We start from the raw sequence: 20,918 nt of genomic DNA on the forward strand, positions 1-20,918 counted from the left end.
AGATTAAGAGATAGGATCAACATTTCCAGAAAGTCTGTGGTTGCTGTGAACAGACAATGTCCCCTATGAAGACACGCCTTTGCTTAAATGACACTTAGTCCGGTGGCACCGTTATAGCCAGACTAGCGGATAAAGACTAGTCAATGAGGTTATAAGTGTGAACTTATAACGAATTAAGGTGGGAACACGTTTCGGCGTCCTTGATCCAGTGATGGATTGGGGGCGTTTTTTTTATAACATTTTGCATTTTAAAGGAGGGGCAACATGGCAACATCTTACGTATTACAACGAATTTCATTAGCGAGAGATTATCTTGAAACAGTATCGAATGCTGGTTTCCAATTAATTGATTTGAATATGGTTGAACCATTCGATGGGGACGGCAAAGCCGAATACCCAAGCAACATTGTATTTGAAAAGGAAGGGCAATTATATGCCATTCGTAGTGACTGGACTCGGTCCATTTTAAATTACATGAAGACTTACGATCTTAAACAAGATAACTTCGCATACTATGGTCCAATGGTGAGAGACCACCAATCAACTTACCAAGCAGGTGTTGAATTAGTGGAACCAAGTGCTAGTCAAATGGCTAATACCATTGAACTGCATTTAGATTTCGTTGAACAGATGAGTCAAGCGTCTTTCAATATGATTGTTGTAAACAACGAAGAAATTTTAGATAAATACATTGAAAAATTTGCTTTTGGTCCTGAAATTAAGGGCTATGTAATTGAAAAGAACTTGTCGGCTCTAGGTAACACCATTGGTAAAGACCATTATTTCTACCAGTTAATGGCTAAGCCGGTATCAGCACAATTTGATTTAGTGAAGAAAGACTTTGGCGATACGGAGGAAATGGCTGTGATTCATTTGCTTAAAGATACGCTTGAAAAGCGAAACACCAAAATGGTGCTTGATTTATCATTCCGGTCGCCGCAAAAATACTACAACGGCTTTTATTTCCAAGCCTTTTTACAAGGGAATTCCAAACCTATCTTCTCAGGTGGACAGTACGCTAACGGCTGGTTTGGGATTGGATTGAATTTATCTAAAGGAGGATTTCTATGATTACTGTGGCTTTAGCAAAGGGTCGTGTTTACAAGGCTTTCAATAAATTTTTAGCAGATAAGGATTTAAATGACTATGCGGAGGCCTTGACAGATAGTGGTCGTGATCTCTTCCGTGAGGTTGGCGGGGTTAAATTCATTTTCGCAAAAGGAAAAGATGTCCCTACTTATGTGGAGCAGGGGGTTGCGGACCTCGGTGTTGTAGGGTCTGACACGATTGCCGAAAAGTTGTTCAATGTCTTGAATGTGTCTGAATTGCCATTTGGTCAATGTCGACTAGCGATTGCCGGGCCTACTAACTTGGATGAATCAGATATCAAAGTGGTGGCAACATCATTTCCAAATATTACCCGCAAGTACTTTAACCAACAAAAGCAAGATGTATCGTTAATCTTCTTAAACGGTTCGGTTGAATTGGCACCGATTCTAGGCTTAGCTGATGCGATTGTGGATATTGTCCAAACTGGGACAACCTTAAAAGAAAATGACCTAGAGGAGTACAAAACTATTTTGCCGGTACAAGCACGACTGATTGCCAACAAGCAGTCATTCTATACGAAAGAGAAGGAAATCTACAAGTTTATGCAAGAAATTGAGGTGGTATAAGTGGATGTAGCAGCATTTCAAGCGGCATTTAGCACAAAGAATCAAGAGACAGTAGACCTAAACCGGTTGGTGGCTGTGCAAGAGATGATTCAAGCGGTTCAGGCAAGTGGAGACCAGGCAGTCATTGACTATACTAACCAATTCGATGGGCAAGCCTATACGAATCCAGAAGATTTTAAAGTTTCCTTTGAACGTTTAAAAGCGTCTTGGGACAACTTAGATCCAACTTTAAAAGAAGCTTTGCGGATTGCTAAAGACCGAATTGAACGTTATGAACAAGCTGCCTTATACTCAGACCGACCAGGGGAAGAAATTTCCTATGTTTACAACGCTTTAGATAGTGCAGGATTTTATATTCCTGGTGGGAAGGCCTTGTACCCGTCAACAGTTTTGATGACGGTTGTGCCAGCCCTTGTTGCGGGGGTCGAAAAATTGGTGGTGACAACGCCTGTTTTCACGGAAGAATCAGTGACTTTCGCAGCCTTATACTTATGCGGGATCCGAGACAATGTGTATGCGATTGGTGGGGCGCAAGCCGTTGCTGCTATGGCTTACGGGACGGAAACGATTCCTAGGGTAGACAAGATTTGTGGTCCAGGGAATGCCTATGTGGCGACTGCCAAACGGTTGGTCAACGGGGATGTATCGATTGATGCTATTGCTGGGCCGAGTGAAATCCTCCTATATGTGGATGAAACGATTCCGGTTGATGCCATTGTTTACGATATTTTCGCTCAGGCGGAACATGACCAAGACGCTCGGACTTTCCTCTTATGTGAGTCAGAAGATTTTCTTGGCAAAATAGCCGACCGCATGCAAGTTTTGTTGCCGAGCCAAAAAAGAGCGGACATTATTGAAGCTTCAGTTAAAAACAATCACTATGCAATCTGTGATACGAGAGAGCAATTGATCGCCGTATTGAATGACATTGCACCAGAGCACGTGTCCATTCAACATACAGCTCAAGATGAGATTGTTGAACAAATCAAATACGCGGGTGCTGTTTTCAAAGGCTACTACGCTATGGAAGCTATTGGTGACTATGTGGCAGGGCCATCGCATGTCTTACCAACTGGGCGGACTGCCCGGTTCTCGCATGGTTTAACCGCCAATGATTTCCGGACTTCACATGCTATTATTAATACATCAAAAGCCAGCTATGAAGCTATTGGGCCAGCTGGTCAAGCGATTGCTGAGGCTGAAGGTCTGGATTGCCATGCTCAGTCAATTGCCATTCGAAAGGAAGGGTAAGCTATGAAAACCGAGGATTATTTAAAAACGATTGAAGTGAATCAAGAGGGTGACACGGTAATTATGAACCGCAACACCTCTCCAATTCGTCCCTTGTCAGATCAAGATATTGTGGATGCGGTCTTGGCCACCCCTTTTAACCAGTATCCTGAAGACGAAGAAGCTAATTTCATCGCGGCGTATGCAAATTACGCCGGTCTTAATCCAAAGAATGTGGCTGTTGCTAACGGGTCAGATGAGTGGATTCAGAAATTGATTATCCAGTTTGGCCGCGGGGGTGTCTTGGCAGTTGATCCTGATTTCTTTATGTACCAGGATTACGCCAACCAGTTGGACTTCCCCTTTTTCCAGGTAGAGAGTGAAAAGGACTTCACTTTTACTTTAGACACAATTATCGGAGCTTTAGATGAATTTAAGCCGTCTTTATTCTTCTTGTCGAACCCGCAAAATCCTACGGGCCAGCAGTTTTCTGAGGAATTTTTACAGAACTTGGCGGATGAAACGGCAGATCGAGATATCACTTTTGTGATCGATGAAGCTTATATTGAATTCGGCCAGGACTATCAACGACCAGATAATGACAACGTCCTATTTATTCGGACCCTATCTAAGATTTATGGGGTAGCGGGTTTACGGGTTGGTATCGCCTTTGGGCAGGGACCTCGTTTCGACAAATTGAAGGAGATTAACCACCCTTATCCTATGAATAGTGTGTCACTAAACCTTGCCAGCAAGCTGTTTGAGGATACCAAGCGACTAGATGAGTGGGTGAATTACCAACGCGATATCAAGCAGGAATTGCAGGAGGCTTTTGACCAGGTTGCTGATCTAGTCACTGTGATTCCGTCCGCAACGAATTTTGTGTTTATCTTTGGCGATTTGGTCCCAGATTTAGACCAGTATTTAGCGGACAATGGCTTCGTTGGCCGTAAGTATGCAGATGGGAAAATGGTAAATGCGGCGCGATATTCGGTAATCGATTCAGCTGAATATCCCAAGTTAAAGGCAACAATCAAAGCATGGAGGGAACAAATTGAAGATTAAAGAGCGGAATACCTTAGAAACGCAAATCAAGCTGGGCCTGGCTAAGACGGATGGGTCTGAACAAACATCCATCAATACTGGCGTGGGTTTCCTTGACCACATGTTAACCCTATTTACCTTCCATTCGGGCCTTGATTTATATGTTGAAGCCAAGGGGGACACTTGGGTTGATGACCATCATGTCACTGAAGATATTGGGATTTTACTGGGTGAAGCTATTCGTGACCTTTACCAAGCCCAACCTTCATACGAACGGTACGGATCATATTTTTTGCCCATGGACGAAACCTTAGCCCGTGTCGTATTAGACTTATCAGGCCGACCAGTCTTAGTTTATGACGCCAACTTTTCAGCTGAAAAAGTGGGGGCCTTTGATACCGAACTTGTCAAAGAATTCTTCTACGCCGTAGCTATGAACGCTCGCATGACACTACATATTGACCTATTGAAAAACGGCAACACCCACCACGAAATCGAAGGCATTTTTAAAGCATTCGCCCGTGCCCTAAAAATCGCTTTGAAAGAAACAGACGGCGGCGTCCCATCCTCAAAAGGATTGATTCAATAAGTCAGGGTGTTTTGATCAAGAATAAGTGGCATGTCGTTGGATATTGATTGATATATATATTCAATACACGATCTATAAATGATTACTACACAGACTTAAAAAGAAGCCGTTGGCTTCATAAGTAAAATAAAATCATTTTTACAAAAAGGAGGCAATTATCCATGGAAATTATCCCTGCTATTGACCTGATTGATGGCAAAAGCGTTCGCTTACAACAAGGTGACTATGACAAACAAGTCGTCATGCCGATGTCAGCAGCCGAAGCGGTGACCTACTACAGCCAATTCCCACAGGTGACGAGAATTCACGTGGTGGACTTGATTGGCGCTACTAAACAAGCGGCTGTTGAAGGTGACACTGTTGAAGTTTTAAAATCTCTAACTGATATTCCTTTAGAAATCGGTGGCGGTATCCGCGACTTAGAAACTATCGATTTATACGATAAATTAGGCATTGACTACTTCATTCTAGGTACAAGAGCCATCATGGATGTGCCTTGGTTAAAAGAAGCTGTCGCTAAGTATCCTGGCCGTATCTATGTTGGTCTAGATTGTAAAGATGAAGCGATTTATATCAATGGTTGGAAAGAGGCATCTGGCCGCTACATCCAAGAATACCTTGAAGAAATTGCCGACTTAGATATCGCCGGCATTATCTATACTGATATTTATAAAGATGGCATGGAAGCCGGCCCTAATGTAGAGAAGACGGGCCAAATCCAACGTATCACCAAACACCAAGTCGTTGCTTCTGGCGGTGTGAGGAGCCGGCATGATTTAGATGCCCTTGAAGCACAAGGCGTAAACCAAGCAATTGTCGGAAAAGCTGCACAGAATCCAAGTTTTTGGGAAGGACTGTAAACTATGAAAAAGATTATTCCATGTTTAGATACGCGCGACGGTAAATTAGTCAAAGGTGTTCACTTTGTAGATGTAAAAGAGTTAGGGGACCCCGTTGATTTTGCCAAAAAATATTCAGACGCAGGTGCTGATGAATTAGTCATCCTAGATATTACGAAAACGACTGACGGTCACCAATTACGTACGCAAATGATTGCGGATGTAGCCAACGCTATTGATATTCCATTGACTGTTGGTGGGGGAATAGCCTCTGTTCAAGATATTCAAGACGCTCTTGATGCAGGTGCCAGCAAAGTCGGTATTAACTCAGCGGCTGTAAAAAATCCTGACTTCATTAATGAAGCGGTAGCCAAATTCGGTTCTGATGCGGTAACGATTGCCGTAGATATGGCTTATGATGAAGCGAAAGGTGACTACTTCGTGTACACTAACGCAGGTCAAACGCAAATCGACATTAACGCCCTTGAATGGTGTAAAGAGTGTGAAGAACGCGGTGCTGGCGCCTTACTAATCACTTCAATTGATACTGACGGTGCCTACACAGGTTTTGATATTCCATTCTTGAAATTGGCTTCTGAGACCGTTTCGATTCCAATTATCGCTTCAGGTGGTGCGAGCGGTATCCAAGATTTCATTGACTTGTTCCAACAAACAAACCTAGAGGCAGGACTTGCGGCATCTATTTTCCACAAGGGAGAAGTAGCGATCGAAGATTTAAAAGCAGCACTTATCGCAGAAGGGATTGACTAGTAAATGACAGCAATTGATTTTGGCAAAAACGGTGGGCTTGTCCCAGCTATCTTGCAAGATTACCGGACAAATCAAGTCTTAATGTTGGGTTACATGAATGAAGAAGCTTACGAACTAACGGTAAGTGAAGGTGTAGCTTGGTTTTATTCACGTTCTAAAGGACGTCTTTGGAAAAAGGGTGAAACTTCAGGCAACTTGCAAGAAGTGGTAAAAATTGAGTTGGACTGTGACCAAGATACCCTATTGGTACAGGTGCGCCCAACTGGCCCAACTTGCCATACGGGTAGCCAGTCATGTTTTGGAGATGATTTCTTCAACTTGAATATCCTTGAAAAAACGGTGGTCGACAAAGTGGGCAATCCTAAAGAAGGGTCGTATACGTCTTACTTGATGGAACAGGGTTTGGATAAGATTCTTAAAAAATGCGGGGAGGAAATGACGGAAGTCGTGATCGCCGCGAAAAATGCCCAGGCCGGTCAAGGAAATGATGAATTAGTATCTGAAACCAGTGACTTACTTTACCACCTGCTAGTTTTATTAGTTGAAAGAGGCCTGTCGTTAACAGATATTGAAGCAGCCTTAAATACCCGTCACGGCCAATATCATACCTATTCTGTCCGTAAAGAAATCGAAGATTATTAAGATAGAATGAACTATATTAGAATTATATTAAAATTGTTGTTGACACTTATCATAAATTTTAATATACTGATGTCAGTAAATAAAACAAGTTGATGCGTTGAGAAGTAGAAGTAAGTTAGACGCTTGTGCACAGAAAGTACCGATTGTTGAGAAGGTATGACAAGCCCTAATTGAAAAGTAGACTTTGAGCTGTAGATGCGATCCACCTAAAGGGTGGTTGAGTGTTTACCGGGTGCTGCCGTTAAAATGCCAGTTGATCGGATGAATGTCCCGTCAACGTGAGTCTAATAGTCTAACCAACTATTAGAAAAATTAAAGGTGGTACCGTGCAGAAAGCGCCCTTTGACTTAACCAGTCAAAGGGCGCTTTTTTTATTTACTAAAAACTTAAAATATATGTAAAAAACTAGGAGCAATAAAGATAAGACGAATCAAATTGTCACTAGTAAGCCATATAACAGACTTGTAGTAGTGATTAGGAGGATTTTTCAATGACATTATTAGCAGATTTAAAACAAGCTCCCACAGCGATCATTCCCGCTTGTGGCGACGGCCATACTTTTCAAATGTTAGCCAACAGCAAGGCACCAGCCATTTTCCTATCTGGTCAATTAACCACTGACCATTTAATTGCGGAGGGTGACCAAGGGTTGTTGTCGATCACTGAATATAAAAATTATGCATTCAGTTTGGGATTGAAGAAGGCGCAACCCTTGTTGTTAGATCTACAATCGGGATTTGGGAATCCTTTAAACACCTACTATGCAGCAAAAGAATTGGAACGTTCGGGTGCGGACATCATGATTTTATCAGATCAAAAATACCCGGCCCACAACACTGATCAACCAGCCACAACCACTGCGGAGGACTTCATTGGGAAAATTCGCGCAGGACTTGACGGCATTGAAAACTCAGACATTGAAATTTGGGCGCGGCTAGAAGGTTTGCATGAATACGGTCTAGAAGGATTTAAAGACCGAGCACGATATGCCTATAACGCGGGTGCCAAAGCCATTATCTTAGACCACTATACAGACGCTGATCTAGAAACCCTAGCCAAGGCTGATTTACCATTGCCATTATTAGCTACATTAAAAGCAGGGCAAACAGCTAAAGCAATTGACGCCGATAACTTCTACGGTTATCTAGATTTAGGCCATTTAGCCTTAGCCGCTCACAAAGCACTTGAAACCGCCATGGCAGACTTATTGAAGTAAAGGAAGGTAGCTATGTTAAAAAACGAAAGAATACGTAAGCAATTTAAAAATCATATTTATTCAGGTAAGGCGTTACAGCTACCTGTAGCACCGGATGCCTTAGCAGCAAAGATCGCTGAAAAACTAGGTTTTGATGCGGTCTTCTCAGCCGGTTATGCAACCTCTGCTTCAGCCTTTGCCATGCCAGACCGCGGGGTAACAGATTTTGGTAAGTCCCTAGAACGCACTCGGGACATCATCAATGCCGTTGATATTCCGGTATTCGCCGATTCAGACACTGGATACGGTGACTTGGAAAATGTACGCCGGACGGTTGAAAATTACGAAGCTATTGGTGCAGCTGGCATCTTCATTGAAGACCAGGTTTGGCCCAAACGTTGCGGGCACATGTCTGGGAAAATGGTTGAACCAACTGAAACCCTAGAAGAAAAAATCAAGGTGGCAGTAGCAGCTCGTAAAAACGATGATTTCTTAATCATGTCAAGAACAGATGCAAGAACCGTTTATGACTTAGAAGAAGCTATTGAACGTAGCCGTCGCTATAAGGCTGCTGGGGCTGATTTAATCTTTATCGAATCACCACGAAGCTTTGAAGAATTTGAAGAAATTCACGAAGCCTTCCCAGACACCTTTATGATGGCCAACATGATTGAAGGTGGGTTAACACCATTAACTAAGACCGCTGAACTAGAAAAATTAGGTTTCAATATTATCGTATACCCAACGGCCTTAACATACGCTCAAGCCTATACAGAAAAGAACCTACTACAAACCTTGTTAGATGAAGGCACAACCGAAAACTACCAGGACAAGATGATTACATTTGACGAATTCAACGACTTTATTGGTTTAGATGAAGTCAACCAAAGAGATAGTGCATACGCACCAGAGAATATGTTGAAATACATGAATTAATTTAAGAATTAAAAAGACGAAACGAAATGAGGGAAACGAATGACTTATATGTTGTTAATCATAGGCGCAATTATACTAGCTATCTTCTTAGGGGAAAAATTTGATGTCAATGCAGGGATAGTTGGGGTCGTCTTTGCTTACATACTAGGTTCTTTCATGATTGGACTTAGTCCCGATGAGATTTTTGCCTTGTGGCCAGTTGAATTATTTATGATGATCTTCGGGGTTTCCTTCTTCTTCAACTTTGCCAATGAGAATGGGACCTTAGAAATTATCGGCCACCACTTGATCTATGCCTTTAGAAACCACCTATTTTGGTTACCCTTTGGCTTCTTCTTCGCCGCAGCCCTAATTTCAGGATTGGGCGGGTCCATTTGGGGATCGGTACCTATCGTTGGTTTCCTAGCTTTAAATATCGCTAAGGAAAACAATTTAGACACCCGAATCATCGCCATTGCCGTAATCGAAGGGGCACTTGCTGGTGGTATATTTCCATTCGGACCCCTTGGCGCTATCGTTCAAGGTTTGATGGCTTCCACAGGCTTCGCCGATATGGCCCAAGAAATTTCATGGCAATTATTTATCGTATCCGCCATTTATCCAATTTTATTGCTATTATTCTTAATGTTTAGAGACCGGAAAAATGACGCCTACAAGCAAGTAGAGTTGAAAGCACCAGAAGCCTTAAATCCTAAACAAAAGCAGACTTTAACCCTAATGACCATTTTCATTGGTATTATGTTAATCTTTCCTATCATCGATAACTTTACTGGTGGGTCAATCCCATTCATCGCCTCTATTAGTGATTCACTAAACCTAGGTTTAATGGGGATTGTATTTGGGGTTATTGCCTACATGTTTGAATTAGCAGACGGACAAAAAGTACTCAACCGGACACCTTGGTCAGTAATCTGGATGACTTGTGGGATTTCATTATTAATTGGGGTAGGGGTTCAAGTAGGGATTACTGAGTCGCTAGCAGCCTTAATTTCTTATGTACCATGGCCAATTATTCCAGTAACCATCGCCTTACTATGTGGTTGTATGTCAATTTTCTCCTCAACTATTGGGGTTATTGCACCACTATTCTTTACAACATTGCCTGCCCTATACGCAACAACAGGTTGGAGTCCAGCCATCATGGCCGTTTGTATTATTATCGGTGGATTTGCAGCAACCGTTACACCATTCTCGGATGGCGGTAGTTTACTACTCGCTTCATCAGGATACCTAGGAAAAGACCAAAAAGACTTGTACAACACCTTACTATTTAGGGTAACACCTTTTACAGTTGGGTCAGCAGCTATTACGGCCTTGACCTTATCAATTATCCACAGCATTTAAGCACAAAGACAAAGGACGCGAGCCAATCGCGTCCTTTGTCTTTGGTCAATTTCAATTAATAACGGTATTGAGTGCTCGCACCTTGAATAAAGAATTGTGTTTCCTCAAAGTGGTAAGTGACTTTAGAATAGTCGAACGGTTTCCCATTATTTAAATGGAAGATCGACTCTGTTTTTAAACAAGGATCGCCTTCACTTAAATTTAAATGGTTAGCTTGCTCAGCCTTCAATTTCCCAACACGCAAGAAGTGGTCACCATAGCCAATTGGAATTTCCAGATCTTCTGTAATATAGTCGAAGATGGAATTTGAAGCAATTTCTTCACTTAAGTAAGGGATTATATCCTTGTCAAAATAAGACTCCTCCACACAGAAGGGGCGCCCTTCGATGTAGCGGATGCGGGTAACATGGTAGACCTTTGTTTTTGCTGGGTCATCAATTTTTAAATTCTCTACCGCTTCCTCAGTTGGTGCAATTAAAGCAAGGGATAAAACTTTAGAATCGATTTTAAATTGGCTCAAGGTTGAATTAAACCCACCTAGGTTTAATAGGTTGATATAACCCTTACGTTGATTACCGCGTACATATACTCCAGAACCACGTACTTGGTAGATTAACCCTTGTTTCTCTAAGTCATTTAAGGCAGATAATACCGTATTCTTACTCACTTGGTAGTAGTCCACCATTTCTTGGATACTGGGTAACTTATCATCTGCATTTAATTCATTTTCATTGATGTAGCGGACCAACGCGCCAGCTACCTCTTCGTATTTAGCCATATATAAAGAACCTCTCTCTTAGGAATTTGATATATTATATCATGAAAGCTCTTACATTTGCAAATGGTTAGGGTATAAAAATGGATACCACCATATAATCTAAGTTTCTCAATTTTACTTTATCATATATGTAAAAAAAGATATCAGTTAGCCATTGACTTAAACTTTGTGTTAGTACTTGTTACTTTGCATATATAAGCCTTCAGCCTACACTTTTCCTATCATTGCCTCAAAAGCAGTGGGAAACTCATCAGCCAAGGTCTAATGGCTTGGCTGACTATTTAATCTGTAAGGGGCGAAGTCCAAAGAATGAATAGTCAGACCATCCTCTTTCACTGCTAAGGTATACTAGGAAAGCTCCAGACTCTGGCTTAATAACGTAAGTTAACGATAGAAGTTAATAAATTTTAGTAACGTGGTTACTAGTACAAGCAAATATTATTGATGTAAGACTCAACAACTAGCGAAAGCACATTGATGATAAATAATCAATATTTAAACGTGATTGTTCGCTTTCACAGGTAAAAAGGCGTATCATTTAACCTAAGATACAGAAGGCTTTGAAGCGTTTCTACTATAAAAAGGAGAAATATGATGACTATCTATGATTACACTGTAAAAGATGCTAATGGGCATGATAAAAACCTAGCGGATTATGAAGGGGACTTGTTGTTGATTGTAAATACAGCAACTAAATGTGGACTAGCGTCTCAATTAGAAGGACTTGAAGACTTACACCAAAAATATCAACGTGAGGGCTTTAAGGTACTTGGATTCCCTTCAAATTCATTCATGCAAGAACCTGAGGATGGTAAAGGGGCTGCAGAAGCATGCGCACTAAACTTTGGCACTTCATTTCCTATGTTCGATAAGGTATCCGTAAACGGACCTAAAACAATACCATTATTTTCGTATCTGAAAAAAGCATCTGGTAATGGTCTAGTAAAATGGAATTACACTAAATTTTTAGTAGACCGGCAAGGCAACTTTATTAAACGGTATGCCCCAACAACAGAACCCGCAGATATTGAAGCAGATATCCAAGATAACTTGTAGAGAATAAGCGTCTACAAATCAAAAAGGAAGACCTGTCAAAAGCAGATCTTCCTTTTTGTGTATGTATGGGTAAAACAAGTCAATATAGTTTAGAAACCACTTCGCAAATAAGTTTCGTGATGTGCCATCACTACAACTATTTACGCCAGTACTGCGAGCTTGAACGATTTTTGTCTCACCTTTTGCGGACTAGCGGCTTTTAATTGGCTAGTACTCCTGGGAGTTTAGAAAAACACCAGGTATTTTGTTTATATGTAAAATATGAATCATTATATTCTAGGTTAGTGAGCCGTCATTTCTTGTGCGATTTCTAAGCCAGACATATCAGTTGGATAGTATGTTGGCCAGTGGTCTACTTCTTCAAGAAGGGCTTCTTGTGATTCGCCACCCCAGTAAATATGGTAGTGTCCTGTTTCAACGGGTGCAATATTATGGTCTGAGAATTGCACGTATTTGTAGTCGCCGGCTTCCGGGTCGTTTGTTTCAAATAAGAAACGAACACCACGATTTCCTTTTTCATAGGTTAAGATTTCATAACCAACATAGTTATACTCGAATGTCTTGCTTTCACCGGCCACAATATATTCAATTGTATTGTCAGTAATGTTGATATTATCGACGTCAGTTTGGTAACCAGTTGTGTAGTATTCTTTGTACTCTTCAGCGGTCATGCCGTCGTTTAATTTAGACTTGTAGTCAAAGACTTGGTCTAAGGTACCGTCTTCAAGGAATGGGTAAACAGATTGCCATTCACCTGCATAGTCAGATAAGGTACGGTCTGCTACATCAGCATCTTCAAAGTAGCCATTGTAGACTGTTTGTTCAGTTTCTTCTTCAGCAGTTTCTGCGTCTGCGGCTGGTAGGTCTGTTGTTTTTTGTAATGAAGTTAGGTTTTCCTTCATAACAGAAATATAGTCAGCACCTTCATCCATAGCTTCTTGAGAAAGGCTTTCTAGCGGATTTAGGACAGCCATTTCAACCCCTGCTTCATCAGCCAGTGTTTTGGCCATGCTGTCTGAGCCTGCTTCTTCGTAGTAGATATATTGAATATCATTTTCTTTTACGTAGTCAGCTAATTCGGCTAGACGGGCTGCTGATGGTTCCTCTTCAGGTGTTAGACCAGCAATCCCGATTTGATTTAAACCGTAATCAACGGCTAGATAGGTGAAGGCAGTATGAGAAGTAACGAAGTCTTGGCGACTAGCATTCTCAAAGGCTTCTGTATATAAGGCGTCTAACTCATTTAATTCTTCAATATAAGCATCCGCATTGCCTTGGAATTCTTCGGCCATATCTGGATATAATTCGCTTAATTGGGCTGTAATAGATGCCACTTCCATGATGGCACGATATGGTGACACCCAAGTGTGTGGGTCGTAGGCGTGTGAGTGACCTTCGTGTCCTTCTTCATCAGAGTGATCGTGGTCATGGTCGTCTTCAGAACCTGGCAGTAGTACCATGTTTTCAGTTCCTTTAATCACATTTACATCTTCGTTGATGCTTGATTCTGCAGAAGGCACCCAAGTTTCCATATTTTCATTGTGGTAAATTAGGGCATCTGATTCGTTTAGGGTCGCAATTTGTTTTGCAGAAGGTTCATAGTCATGAGCTTCTGTGCCCGCTGGTACCATTAAACTCACGTCAGCTTGGTCGCCAACAATTTCTTTTGTGAAGGCATAAACAGGGTATATCGTTGTTGCAATTTCTAATTTGTCCCCGTCATTTCCCGCATCTGCCTCAGTATTTGCTTGTCCACATGCCGCCAAAAGGGCAGCTCCCATTAAGGTCAATAAAGCGAATGTCAAACTCTTATTCATCAATGTATCCTCTCTTCCAAAACAATATTCAATCACATGTATTTGGGTACCCAATACGTTTTTTGCCTTAGCTAGGGGCAAAGTTGATAAATCGTAACCATTACGATTTGATATTGGCTAATTTATCACATGGCGAATCAAGTAGTCAACTAAAACTTAAATGAAATGTCCATCATATAGACCGCGAAGGCTATTTTTCCAAGGAATTAAGCCCTTTAAATTACTTTTGGAAGGGACTCTTATATAATGGAGAAAAGGGTTATTAGGAGGAATATGATGAAAATTGCGATTGTACAAGCAGCCTTACAACAAAGCCAGGTGGCAGAGAATTTTCAAACGATTCAAGCGTTGATGGAAGAAGCGACGACCAATCAACCGGATGTGATTGTGCTGCCAGAATTATGGAATACATCCTTCTTGCCGGAAGATGTGAAAGAGCGAGCGGACGAGGATGGCAAGGTGAGTCGTCAATTTTTAAGCCAGTTCGCTAAAAACTACCAAGTCAATGTGGTTGGGGGTTCGGTGGCCAATAGGCGTGGTGACAAGCTATTTAATACGGCCTATATCTATAACCGAAAAGGGCAAGAGCTTGCAGCTTATGATAAGGCCCATTTATTCTCACCGGCCAAGGAAAATGGTTATTTTGAAGCGGGTGAAGCGAGTGTGACCTTTGAATTGGACGGGGTCAAATGTGGTATTGTCACTTGTTATGACTTGCGTTTCCCTGAGTGGGTGCGGGCTTTAGCCTTGGCGGATGCACAGATTGTATTTGCACCGGCTGCTTGGCCTGAAGTCCGGAATCTACATTGGGATACTTTGGGACGGGCACGGGCAATCGAAAACCAGTTGTTTGTCGTATCGGCTAATTCAAGAGGACCGGTTAATGGAGACGAAGAGGCTTTGTATGGGGGTCATTCAGCCATCATTGATCCTTGGGGTGCGTATGTTGTCACTCCTGATTTACAAGTAGGCGTAAAATACGGAGAGGTAGACCTTTCTGTTATTGAAGGCATTCGTTCATCAATTAACGTCTTTAATGACCGAAGACCAGATATCTATGATGTATAAGTTATAAAAAGGTTTGAAGCTTTTTTTCTATATGTTATAATGTATGAAAGGTTAGCAATCTTGCTAACTATAGTAGTCGACACTATGCTTAACGAAAGGGAGATTCCATGAAATTAAAAACAGGTGCGCTAACATTATTCGCCTCAGTATTCTTACTTGCGGCGTGCGGTAACAGTGGTCAAGAAGATACGACTACAAGCGAAACAGCTGAAACAACCAGCCAAGAAGCTTCTTCAAGTGAAACAAGCTCTGAAACGGTACCTAGTTCTGAAGACACGTCAGGTGATGACGCGGATGACAATGCAGATGATAGCAACGAGAGTGCAAGCTCAAGTGAAGCCGACCAAGCTGCTTCAGGAGAATTTATTTCTGAAGATGAAGCATGGCAAATTGCTTTAGATGACGCTGGCACGACTGAAGATGCCTTAACAGAACGTGAAATTGAATTAGATGATGTGGATGACGACGATGATGATTACGATGACGTTGCCCATTATGAAATTGAATTTACTGTAGATGGCGACCGTGAATTTGAGTATGATATCGACGCAACAACAGGCGATATCTTAAATTCTGAAAAAGACAGATAATTAAAATACGGATTTAGAGAGGGTGGTACGTGAGTGTGCCACCTTTTTAGTTTGGGAAAGTTTATTTTCGCTAAAGATAATAGACGCTTAAATGCTTGATTTCTTTCGGTCAGAGCGAGTCCTGTTTGCTAGTATTTTCCTGATTTCTTTTCTATAATAAAAGTATTAAGAAGTTAGGGGGCTGGTGATCCAGTCCCTAGCTGAGTGAGGAGTGAATAGATGACCTTACACTTAAATATGGCTGATTTGGGTCCTGAGGCGGTCAATGACCACGGGGGCAACTGGCCTTTGAATAAGGAAACTGGTTTTTCGCCTTTGGATACTTTTGTCTTGGCGGTTGCGGGCTGTTCAGCGGGTGTATATCGGAATATTTTGAATAATTCAAAAATCGACCATACTTTCCATGACGTGGCCATTGATTTTGACCGTTCTGAGGAAAGTGCCAAACCAGTTACTGCAATCACGATTACTATGTATGTGAGAGTGGCTGAGGAAAATCAGGGGCGTGCTGAGCGGGCAACCAAGATGATACACAAGTATTGTCCGGTGGTCCAAAGTATTGACCCAAATATTCAAGTCAATGAGATAGTTGTTTTTCAATAGAGAGCATATAAGGAGCGTGTAATGATGGAATTTGTAACGTTAAATAATGGCGTAGAGATGCCAATTTTAGGTACTGGTACCAACACTTTTGGTAAGGTTGACGGGGACTATTTTGGTGAAGTGACTGATGATACGACTGAATTGCAATCAGCAATTGCGGCAGGGTACCGTGCTATTGATACGGCGGTTTCATACCGTAATGAGTCGACTGTTGGTAAAGCGATTAAAGAATCTGGTTTACCACGTGAGGACTTCTTTATCACATCTAAGATCCCTGGTGATTTAGACCACGCGGGTTCAGCTGAAAAAGTTGAAGCGACTTTAAATGCCTCACTGGAAGCATTACAAACGGACTACATTGACTTATACTTGATTCACCACCCTTGGGACAATGAAAATGAAATGCTACAAACTTGGTATGCTTTAGAAAATGCCTATAACGAAGGTAAGATCAAAGCTATTGGTGTATCTAACTTCGACCAAGACCAATTAGATATCATCATCGATAACGCGCGTATTCAACCAATGGTCAACCAAATTAAATCAAATGTTGAAGTTTGGAACGATGACATTATTGAATATTCTGCTGAAAACGATGTGGTTGTCACAGCTTGGGCGCCAATGAAGGGAACTGACGAAGCCTCTCGTGCTATCTTGGATGAGATTGGTGCACAATACGGCAAAACTTGGGGCCAAGTTTTATTACGCTACCAAATTGAACGTGGTGTGGTCGTGATTCCTAAGTCTCATAACGCAGACCACCAAGCAGACAACTTGAATGTATTCGATTTTAACTTGAGCGACGCAGACAAAGAGAAAATCGCTAGCTTATAATAGGTGGTGCGACAAAAGTCATTAAGACTCGACGCCTCTAACGCATTAGGAAGAGTTTGATTTTTGTGGAACAGCCGCCGGAACGCAGTGACATACGGATGTTTATGCGTAAGAAGAGTCCGATATTAGTAAAAAGGGTTATGACGTAAATGTTGTAGCCTTTTTTATATGGGTAAAATTTCTAGGGGTATTGGAAGATTGTAAATTTTGTTATAATGAATTGACTGAAAAGGAGACGAGCTAAAGGATGAGACAATTAAAGCAATTAACAGAACGTGTGTATTATATGCCGGCGGATGGGGATTTGGACCGCCCAGTTCTGGGTTATATCAAAGGAGACAAGTTTTCCTTGCGAATTGATGCTGGAAATTCTGCCAGCCATGTAGCGAATTTTGACCAGGAAGTTGAACGTCTAGGTTTACCTAAAGAAGCAATGACTTTAATTACCCATTGGCATTGGGACCATACTTATGGGATTCATGCGGTGGATACGCCGGTCTTAGCGAATAAAAAAACCAATGCGCAATTAGGGGTGATGGCTGAGTGGAAGTGGACTGAGGAAGCGATGCAAGAACGCCTTGAAACAGGCGAAGAATGTGCTTTTTGTGACCAATATATACGTGTTGAGTATGACAATCCAGTAAGCCAAATTAAAGTAAAACAAGCTGGTTTGGAATTTGAGGGTGAGCTGAATATTGATTTAGGTAACCTTGAAGTGAAAGTTTTCCCAGTGGTGAATCCGCACTCTGAAGATGGGGTGGTTATCTATATTCCGTCTGAAAAAGTGGCCTTCATTGGTGACACCATTACTGAGGACTTCTACAACAATTCTTATTTAGACCCTGAGAAAATGGCTTTCTTACGTCAAACTTTGAGTCAACTGGACGCTGATTTCTACTTGCATGGCCACATTGACCCAATTTCGTTTGAGGAATTAGACGCGTTTATGCAAGTTTAGTAGCGGCAAAAAGGATATTATTATAAAGGACATTATTAAAAAGGAGATTATTATATGAAAGATTATTTGAATAAAGATTTACTGATCCGAGCCATTGTGGCCTTTATTGGTTGTGTGGCAATTGCATTTGGAATCTCATTATCTGGGACGATCGATATGGGGATGGATCCATATAGTGCAATGAATATGGGGATTTCGGCCTTAACTGGCATTCGCTTTGGTACGGTAGTTGTTATTTTTAATGTATTTATATTTTTAGCCGTAGTCTTCGTTGACCGTAGTCAATTTGGCTTGGGGACGCTGATCAACTGGTTCTTTGTCGGTTATATCGTGGAATTTTTTGATTTCTTTTTTAATCAGGCAGGTTTAGGTGACGGTGATATGAATTTATTGATCCGGGTTGTATTGACTGTCATTGCAGGTACGATATTCCTATTCGGTGCATCTTTATACATTTCGGCCGGAATTGGTACAGCACCCCTAGATGCAATTGCACCAACTGTTGAGGAGAAAAGTAAATTTTCTTATGCGCAAGTCCGTTTTGCCCATGAAATTTTATGCTTATTGATGGCCTTATTATTAGGTGGTCCGGTTGGCTTAATGACTGTTTATTTAGGTTTCTTTGCGGGACCGATGATTTCAACCTTTAGAGCTAAACTGGCTGAACCCATTGTCACTAAATTAACAGGCAGTAAAATTTAAACGGCTATAAAAGGCGAAGACTAAATGATGTTAGCGACTTGATAGATAGGGTGAGGGTATGGAATACGCTGAAGTGATGACGGAACTGGAATCTTTGGGGAAAGAGCGGACCAAGAAAATGTACCTATCAAATGGGGCGGTTGAGCCGTTATTTGGGGTAACGACTGGGTCTATGAAAACCATGCGGAAGGCGATTAAAATCAATCAAGACCTTGCTGAAGAATTGTATGCATCAGGAAACTATGATGCCATGTACTTTGCAGGTGTGATTGCGGACGCTAATGCCATGACGGAAGCGGATTATGACCGGTGGTTGGACCAAGCTTACTGCTTTATGTTGGCTGATTGGGTGGTTGCTGTGACCTTATCTGAAGCAAATATCGCCCAAGAAGTGGCGGACAAGTGGATTGCTTCTGGCGAGGAGTTGAGGATGTCAGCTGGCTGGTCGACTTATTGCTGGTTGTTGGGTCGGTTGAAAGACGACAATTTTGATAAAGATAAGTTGTCAGCTATGTTGGAACAAGTTAAAGAAACAATTCATGATCAACCTGAACGGACCAAGCATTCAATGAACAACTTTGTTTATACGGTTGGCTTATCCTATATTCCTTTATCTGAAAAAGCCCTAACAGTAGCGGAAGAAATTGGTGAATTAGTCATTGAGCGTGAACACAAGAAACCACAAACTTTGAATGCTTATGCGTCGATTCAAAAGGAAATTGAAAGAGATCGGATAGGTTTTAAACGTAAATACGTCAGATGTTAATTTAAATAGGAAAAAGGTGCCTGCGACTTTGTTCGCGGGCACCTTTTACTTATTTACTGATTATTTACTTATGCATACTTATAGATTTTGAACGGCTGTTGTGACATCTGTATCGCCATCTACCACTTCAAATTCTTTACCAATAGTATTGTCGTTTTCCAGAACTGCTAGTAAGGTTTGGGCTACGTTTTGACGGGCCACATCAATGATTTCAGCTTGGGGTTCGGTAGTGATTTTTCCTGAACCTGGTTGATCACGTAGGACACCTGGGTGAACAATGGTCCAATCTAAGTTGGTGCGTGATTTCAACCATTCGTCTGCGTAAGTTTTCGCAGTGGTATAAACGCGTAGGACACCTTTCTCGATTTCCTCGCGACCAGTTCTAAATGTAGATACAATCACGAAACGCTTGATACCAACTGCCTCAGCTGCCTGCATAGATTTAATAGCGCCATCAAGGTCAACCATCATAACAATGTCGTCACCTGATCCACCAGCACCGGCAGAGAAAATCACTGAATCAATATTATTGTCGGTCAGAATTTTTTCAATGTCTGCTTGTGTGTGTTTAGTTAAGTCTAAGTAAACTGATTCAATCCCGCGTTCTTCAAAGAAGGGGGCTTGGTCTAAGTTACGAATAGCTGCAACTTCTTCTACTGTTTCTGAATCTTTTACAAAATCTGCGAAGTGACGGGATACGCCACCATTGGCACCAATAACAAGTACTCTCATGTTTGAAAAACTCCTTTCAAATGACTCTTTCATTTCTCTATCAAATTTTTATATTCATTTGTCTACTACATAGTATAAAGGTCAAAAAAGGGCAATTCAAAGAATCCGCTTGTTAGCGGTCGAAATCGATTCGTTTGCTTATTGGGTACATAATGAACATACCAAGGGTCATGGCCGCAAATTCAGACAGGGCTAGTGAGAAATATATCGGTAAGAAGGCGGCGTCGGCACCGACTAATACGATTGTTGTAGTGGTTGTGAACATGGATAGGGCGAAAATGACTGTCAAAGTAATATAGCGAATCCATTGGTCAGACAATAAGCCAAATTGAGCTTGCTTGGCCATTTTGACAAGATAATCACCTAACCAGCGACCAATGTATAGAAAGATAAAGGTTGAAACAGAGCCGACGATCATGTCGATTGGGCCGTAAGTCAGGAAGTTGGCGATGAAAACACCGATAGAAACTGCCCAGATATAGCGTTTATTGTGAAGGGCTAGGAAGTTTAGAGATTCAGAAATCCGGAATTGAACGGGGCCGTAAGAAATCGGCGCGATGACTAGGGTGATGACCACGTATAAGGCTGCCACAACGGCAATCTTAGTCATATCTAGAGTGGTAAAACGTGAAGGGGTGATTGTATCATTTGCGTTATTCATTTAAGTCTCCTTTATAGGCTAGGCCTAGTGTGCAATTGCGACCAAAGGACACTGATACCAGTGAGTAGTACTCTACCGAAGTGTCGC

23 protein-coding genes are annotated in these 20,918 nt (G+C 41.6%); 19 read left to right on the plus strand and 4 right to left on the minus strand.

Annotated features, from left to right (window positions below; translation table 11 throughout):
- The first annotated feature begins 264 nt into the window (after positions 1-264).
- The 11 genes from AWM74_RS06245 (at position 265) to AWM74_RS06295 (ending at position 10,266) form a co-directional block, all read left to right on the plus strand.
- Positions 265-1,071, plus strand: coding sequence for an ATP phosphoribosyltransferase regulatory subunit (locus AWM74_RS06245; RefSeq protein WP_026465734.1), 807 nt, complete (start codon positions 265-267; stop codon positions 1,069-1,071).
- The gene (gene hisG / locus AWM74_RS06250; RefSeq protein WP_026465733.1) at positions 1,068-1,676 is read left to right on the plus strand and encodes an ATP phosphoribosyltransferase; all 609 of its coding nucleotides are present in this window, start codon (positions 1,068-1,070) and stop codon (positions 1,674-1,676) included. The genes AWM74_RS06245 and hisG overlap by 4 nt, the downstream gene beginning before the upstream one ends.
- Positions 1,677-2,927, plus strand: a complete 1,251-nt coding sequence (gene hisD, locus AWM74_RS06255) for a histidinol dehydrogenase (protein ID WP_026465732.1) — start codon at positions 1,677-1,679, stop codon at positions 2,925-2,927.
- Positions 2,928-2,930: 3 nt separating this feature from the next.
- A complete protein-coding gene (locus AWM74_RS06260; protein WP_026465731.1) occupies positions 2,931-3,971 on the plus strand; it encodes a pyridoxal phosphate-dependent aminotransferase in 1,041 nt (346 codons plus the stop codon).
- Entirely contained in the window at positions 3,961-4,539 is a 579-nt protein-coding gene (gene hisB / locus AWM74_RS06265) for an imidazoleglycerol-phosphate dehydratase HisB (RefSeq protein ID WP_026465730.1), read from the plus strand. The genes AWM74_RS06260 and hisB overlap by 11 nt, the downstream gene beginning before the upstream one ends.
- Before the next feature lie 161 nt (positions 4,540-4,700).
- Positions 4,701-5,399, plus strand: a complete 699-nt coding sequence (locus tag AWM74_RS06270) for a HisA/HisF-related TIM barrel protein (protein ID WP_026465729.1) — start codon at positions 4,701-4,703, stop codon at positions 5,397-5,399.
- Between the two features lie 3 nt (positions 5,400-5,402).
- Positions 5,403-6,149 carry an imidazole glycerol phosphate synthase subunit HisF gene (gene hisF / locus AWM74_RS06275; RefSeq protein WP_026465728.1) on the plus strand — a complete coding sequence of 249 codons (747 nt, stop codon included), beginning with the start codon at positions 5,403-5,405 and terminating at the stop codon, positions 6,147-6,149.
- A 3-nt stretch (positions 6,150-6,152) separates the two neighbouring features.
- Positions 6,153-6,791, plus strand: a complete 639-nt coding sequence (hisIE, locus tag AWM74_RS06280; RefSeq protein ID WP_026465727.1) for a bifunctional phosphoribosyl-AMP cyclohydrolase/phosphoribosyl-ATP diphosphatase HisIE — start codon at positions 6,153-6,155, stop codon at positions 6,789-6,791.
- A 490-nt stretch (positions 6,792-7,281) separates the two neighbouring features.
- Positions 7,282-8,007, plus strand: a complete 726-nt coding sequence (locus AWM74_RS06285) for an isocitrate lyase/phosphoenolpyruvate mutase family protein (protein ID WP_051218198.1) — start codon at positions 7,282-7,284, stop codon at positions 8,005-8,007.
- A 12-nt stretch (positions 8,008-8,019) separates the two neighbouring features.
- Positions 8,020-8,922: an isocitrate lyase/PEP mutase family protein gene (locus AWM74_RS06290; protein ID WP_026465726.1), complete on the plus strand. Its 903-nt coding sequence runs from the start codon at positions 8,020-8,022 to the stop codon at positions 8,920-8,922.
- A 39-nt stretch (positions 8,923-8,961) separates the two neighbouring features.
- Positions 8,962-10,266 carry an SLC13 family permease gene (locus tag AWM74_RS06295; RefSeq protein WP_026465725.1) on the plus strand — a complete coding sequence of 435 codons (1,305 nt, stop codon included), beginning with the start codon at positions 8,962-8,964 and terminating at the stop codon, positions 10,264-10,266.
- A gap of 55 nt (positions 10,267-10,321) precedes the next feature.
- On the opposite strand, the gene AWM74_RS06300 is transcribed toward AWM74_RS06295, so the two are convergent.
- Positions 10,322-11,044 (minus strand): GntR family transcriptional regulator, encoded by a 723-nt coding sequence (locus AWM74_RS06300; protein ID WP_026465724.1) that lies wholly within the window; start codon positions 11,042-11,044, stop codon positions 10,322-10,324.
- 591 nt (positions 11,045-11,635) lie between these two features.
- Here AWM74_RS06300 and AWM74_RS06305 point away from each other — a divergent pair.
- A complete protein-coding gene (locus AWM74_RS06305; protein ID WP_026465723.1) occupies positions 11,636-12,100 on the plus strand; it encodes a glutathione peroxidase in 465 nt (154 codons plus the stop codon).
- A 281-nt stretch (positions 12,101-12,381) separates the two neighbouring features.
- Here the strand turns inward: AWM74_RS06305 and AWM74_RS06310 are convergent, their stop codons facing one another.
- Complete coding sequence (locus tag AWM74_RS06310; protein ID WP_051218196.1) at positions 12,382-13,917, minus strand: metal ABC transporter solute-binding protein, Zn/Mn family; 1,536 nt, start codon at positions 13,915-13,917, stop codon at positions 12,382-12,384.
- A gap of 273 nt (positions 13,918-14,190) precedes the next feature.
- On the opposite strand from AWM74_RS06310, the gene AWM74_RS06315 reads away from it, so the two are divergent.
- The 7 genes from AWM74_RS06315 (at position 14,191) to AWM74_RS06345 (ending at position 19,438) form a co-directional block, all read left to right on the plus strand.
- Positions 14,191-14,985, plus strand: a complete 795-nt coding sequence (locus AWM74_RS06315) for a carbon-nitrogen family hydrolase (RefSeq protein ID WP_236702825.1) — start codon at positions 14,191-14,193, stop codon at positions 14,983-14,985.
- Positions 14,986-15,092: 107 nt separating this feature from the next.
- Positions 15,093-15,575, plus strand: a complete 483-nt coding sequence (locus tag AWM74_RS06320; RefSeq protein ID WP_026465720.1) for a PepSY domain-containing protein — start codon at positions 15,093-15,095, stop codon at positions 15,573-15,575.
- A gap of 219 nt (positions 15,576-15,794) precedes the next feature.
- Positions 15,795-16,178, plus strand: a complete 384-nt coding sequence (locus AWM74_RS06325) for an OsmC family protein (protein ID WP_051218194.1) — start codon at positions 15,795-15,797, stop codon at positions 16,176-16,178.
- A 24-nt stretch (positions 16,179-16,202) separates the two neighbouring features.
- On the plus strand, positions 16,203-17,012 hold the full coding sequence (locus tag AWM74_RS06330; RefSeq protein ID WP_016896632.1) for an aldo/keto reductase: 810 nt from the start codon (positions 16,203-16,205) through the stop codon (positions 17,010-17,012).
- Positions 17,013-17,259: 247 nt separating this feature from the next.
- Positions 17,260-17,970, plus strand: a complete 711-nt coding sequence (locus AWM74_RS06335; RefSeq protein ID WP_026465718.1) for an MBL fold metallo-hydrolase — start codon at positions 17,260-17,262, stop codon at positions 17,968-17,970.
- 54 nt (positions 17,971-18,024) lie between these two features.
- On the plus strand, positions 18,025-18,672 hold the full coding sequence (locus AWM74_RS06340; protein ID WP_026465717.1) for a YczE/YyaS/YitT family protein: 648 nt from the start codon (positions 18,025-18,027) through the stop codon (positions 18,670-18,672).
- 58 nt (positions 18,673-18,730) lie between these two features.
- On the plus strand, positions 18,731-19,438 hold the full coding sequence (locus AWM74_RS06345) for a DNA alkylation repair protein (protein WP_026465716.1): 708 nt from the start codon (positions 18,731-18,733) through the stop codon (positions 19,436-19,438).
- A 78-nt stretch (positions 19,439-19,516) separates the two neighbouring features.
- Here AWM74_RS06345 and AWM74_RS06350 read toward each other — a convergent pair whose 3' ends face one another.
- Positions 19,517-20,170, minus strand: a complete 654-nt coding sequence (locus tag AWM74_RS06350; RefSeq protein WP_026465715.1) for an SDR family oxidoreductase — start codon at positions 20,168-20,170, stop codon at positions 19,517-19,519.
- Positions 20,171-20,282: 112 nt separating this feature from the next.
- Positions 20,283-20,831, minus strand: coding sequence for a QueT transporter family protein (locus AWM74_RS06355; protein ID WP_026465714.1), 549 nt, complete (start codon positions 20,829-20,831; stop codon positions 20,283-20,285).
- Positions 20,832-20,918 lie beyond the last annotated feature (87 nt).

The organism is Aerococcus urinaeequi (assembly GCF_001543205.1).
Lineage (GTDB): Bacteria > Bacillota > Bacilli > Lactobacillales > Aerococcaceae > Aerococcus > Aerococcus urinaeequi.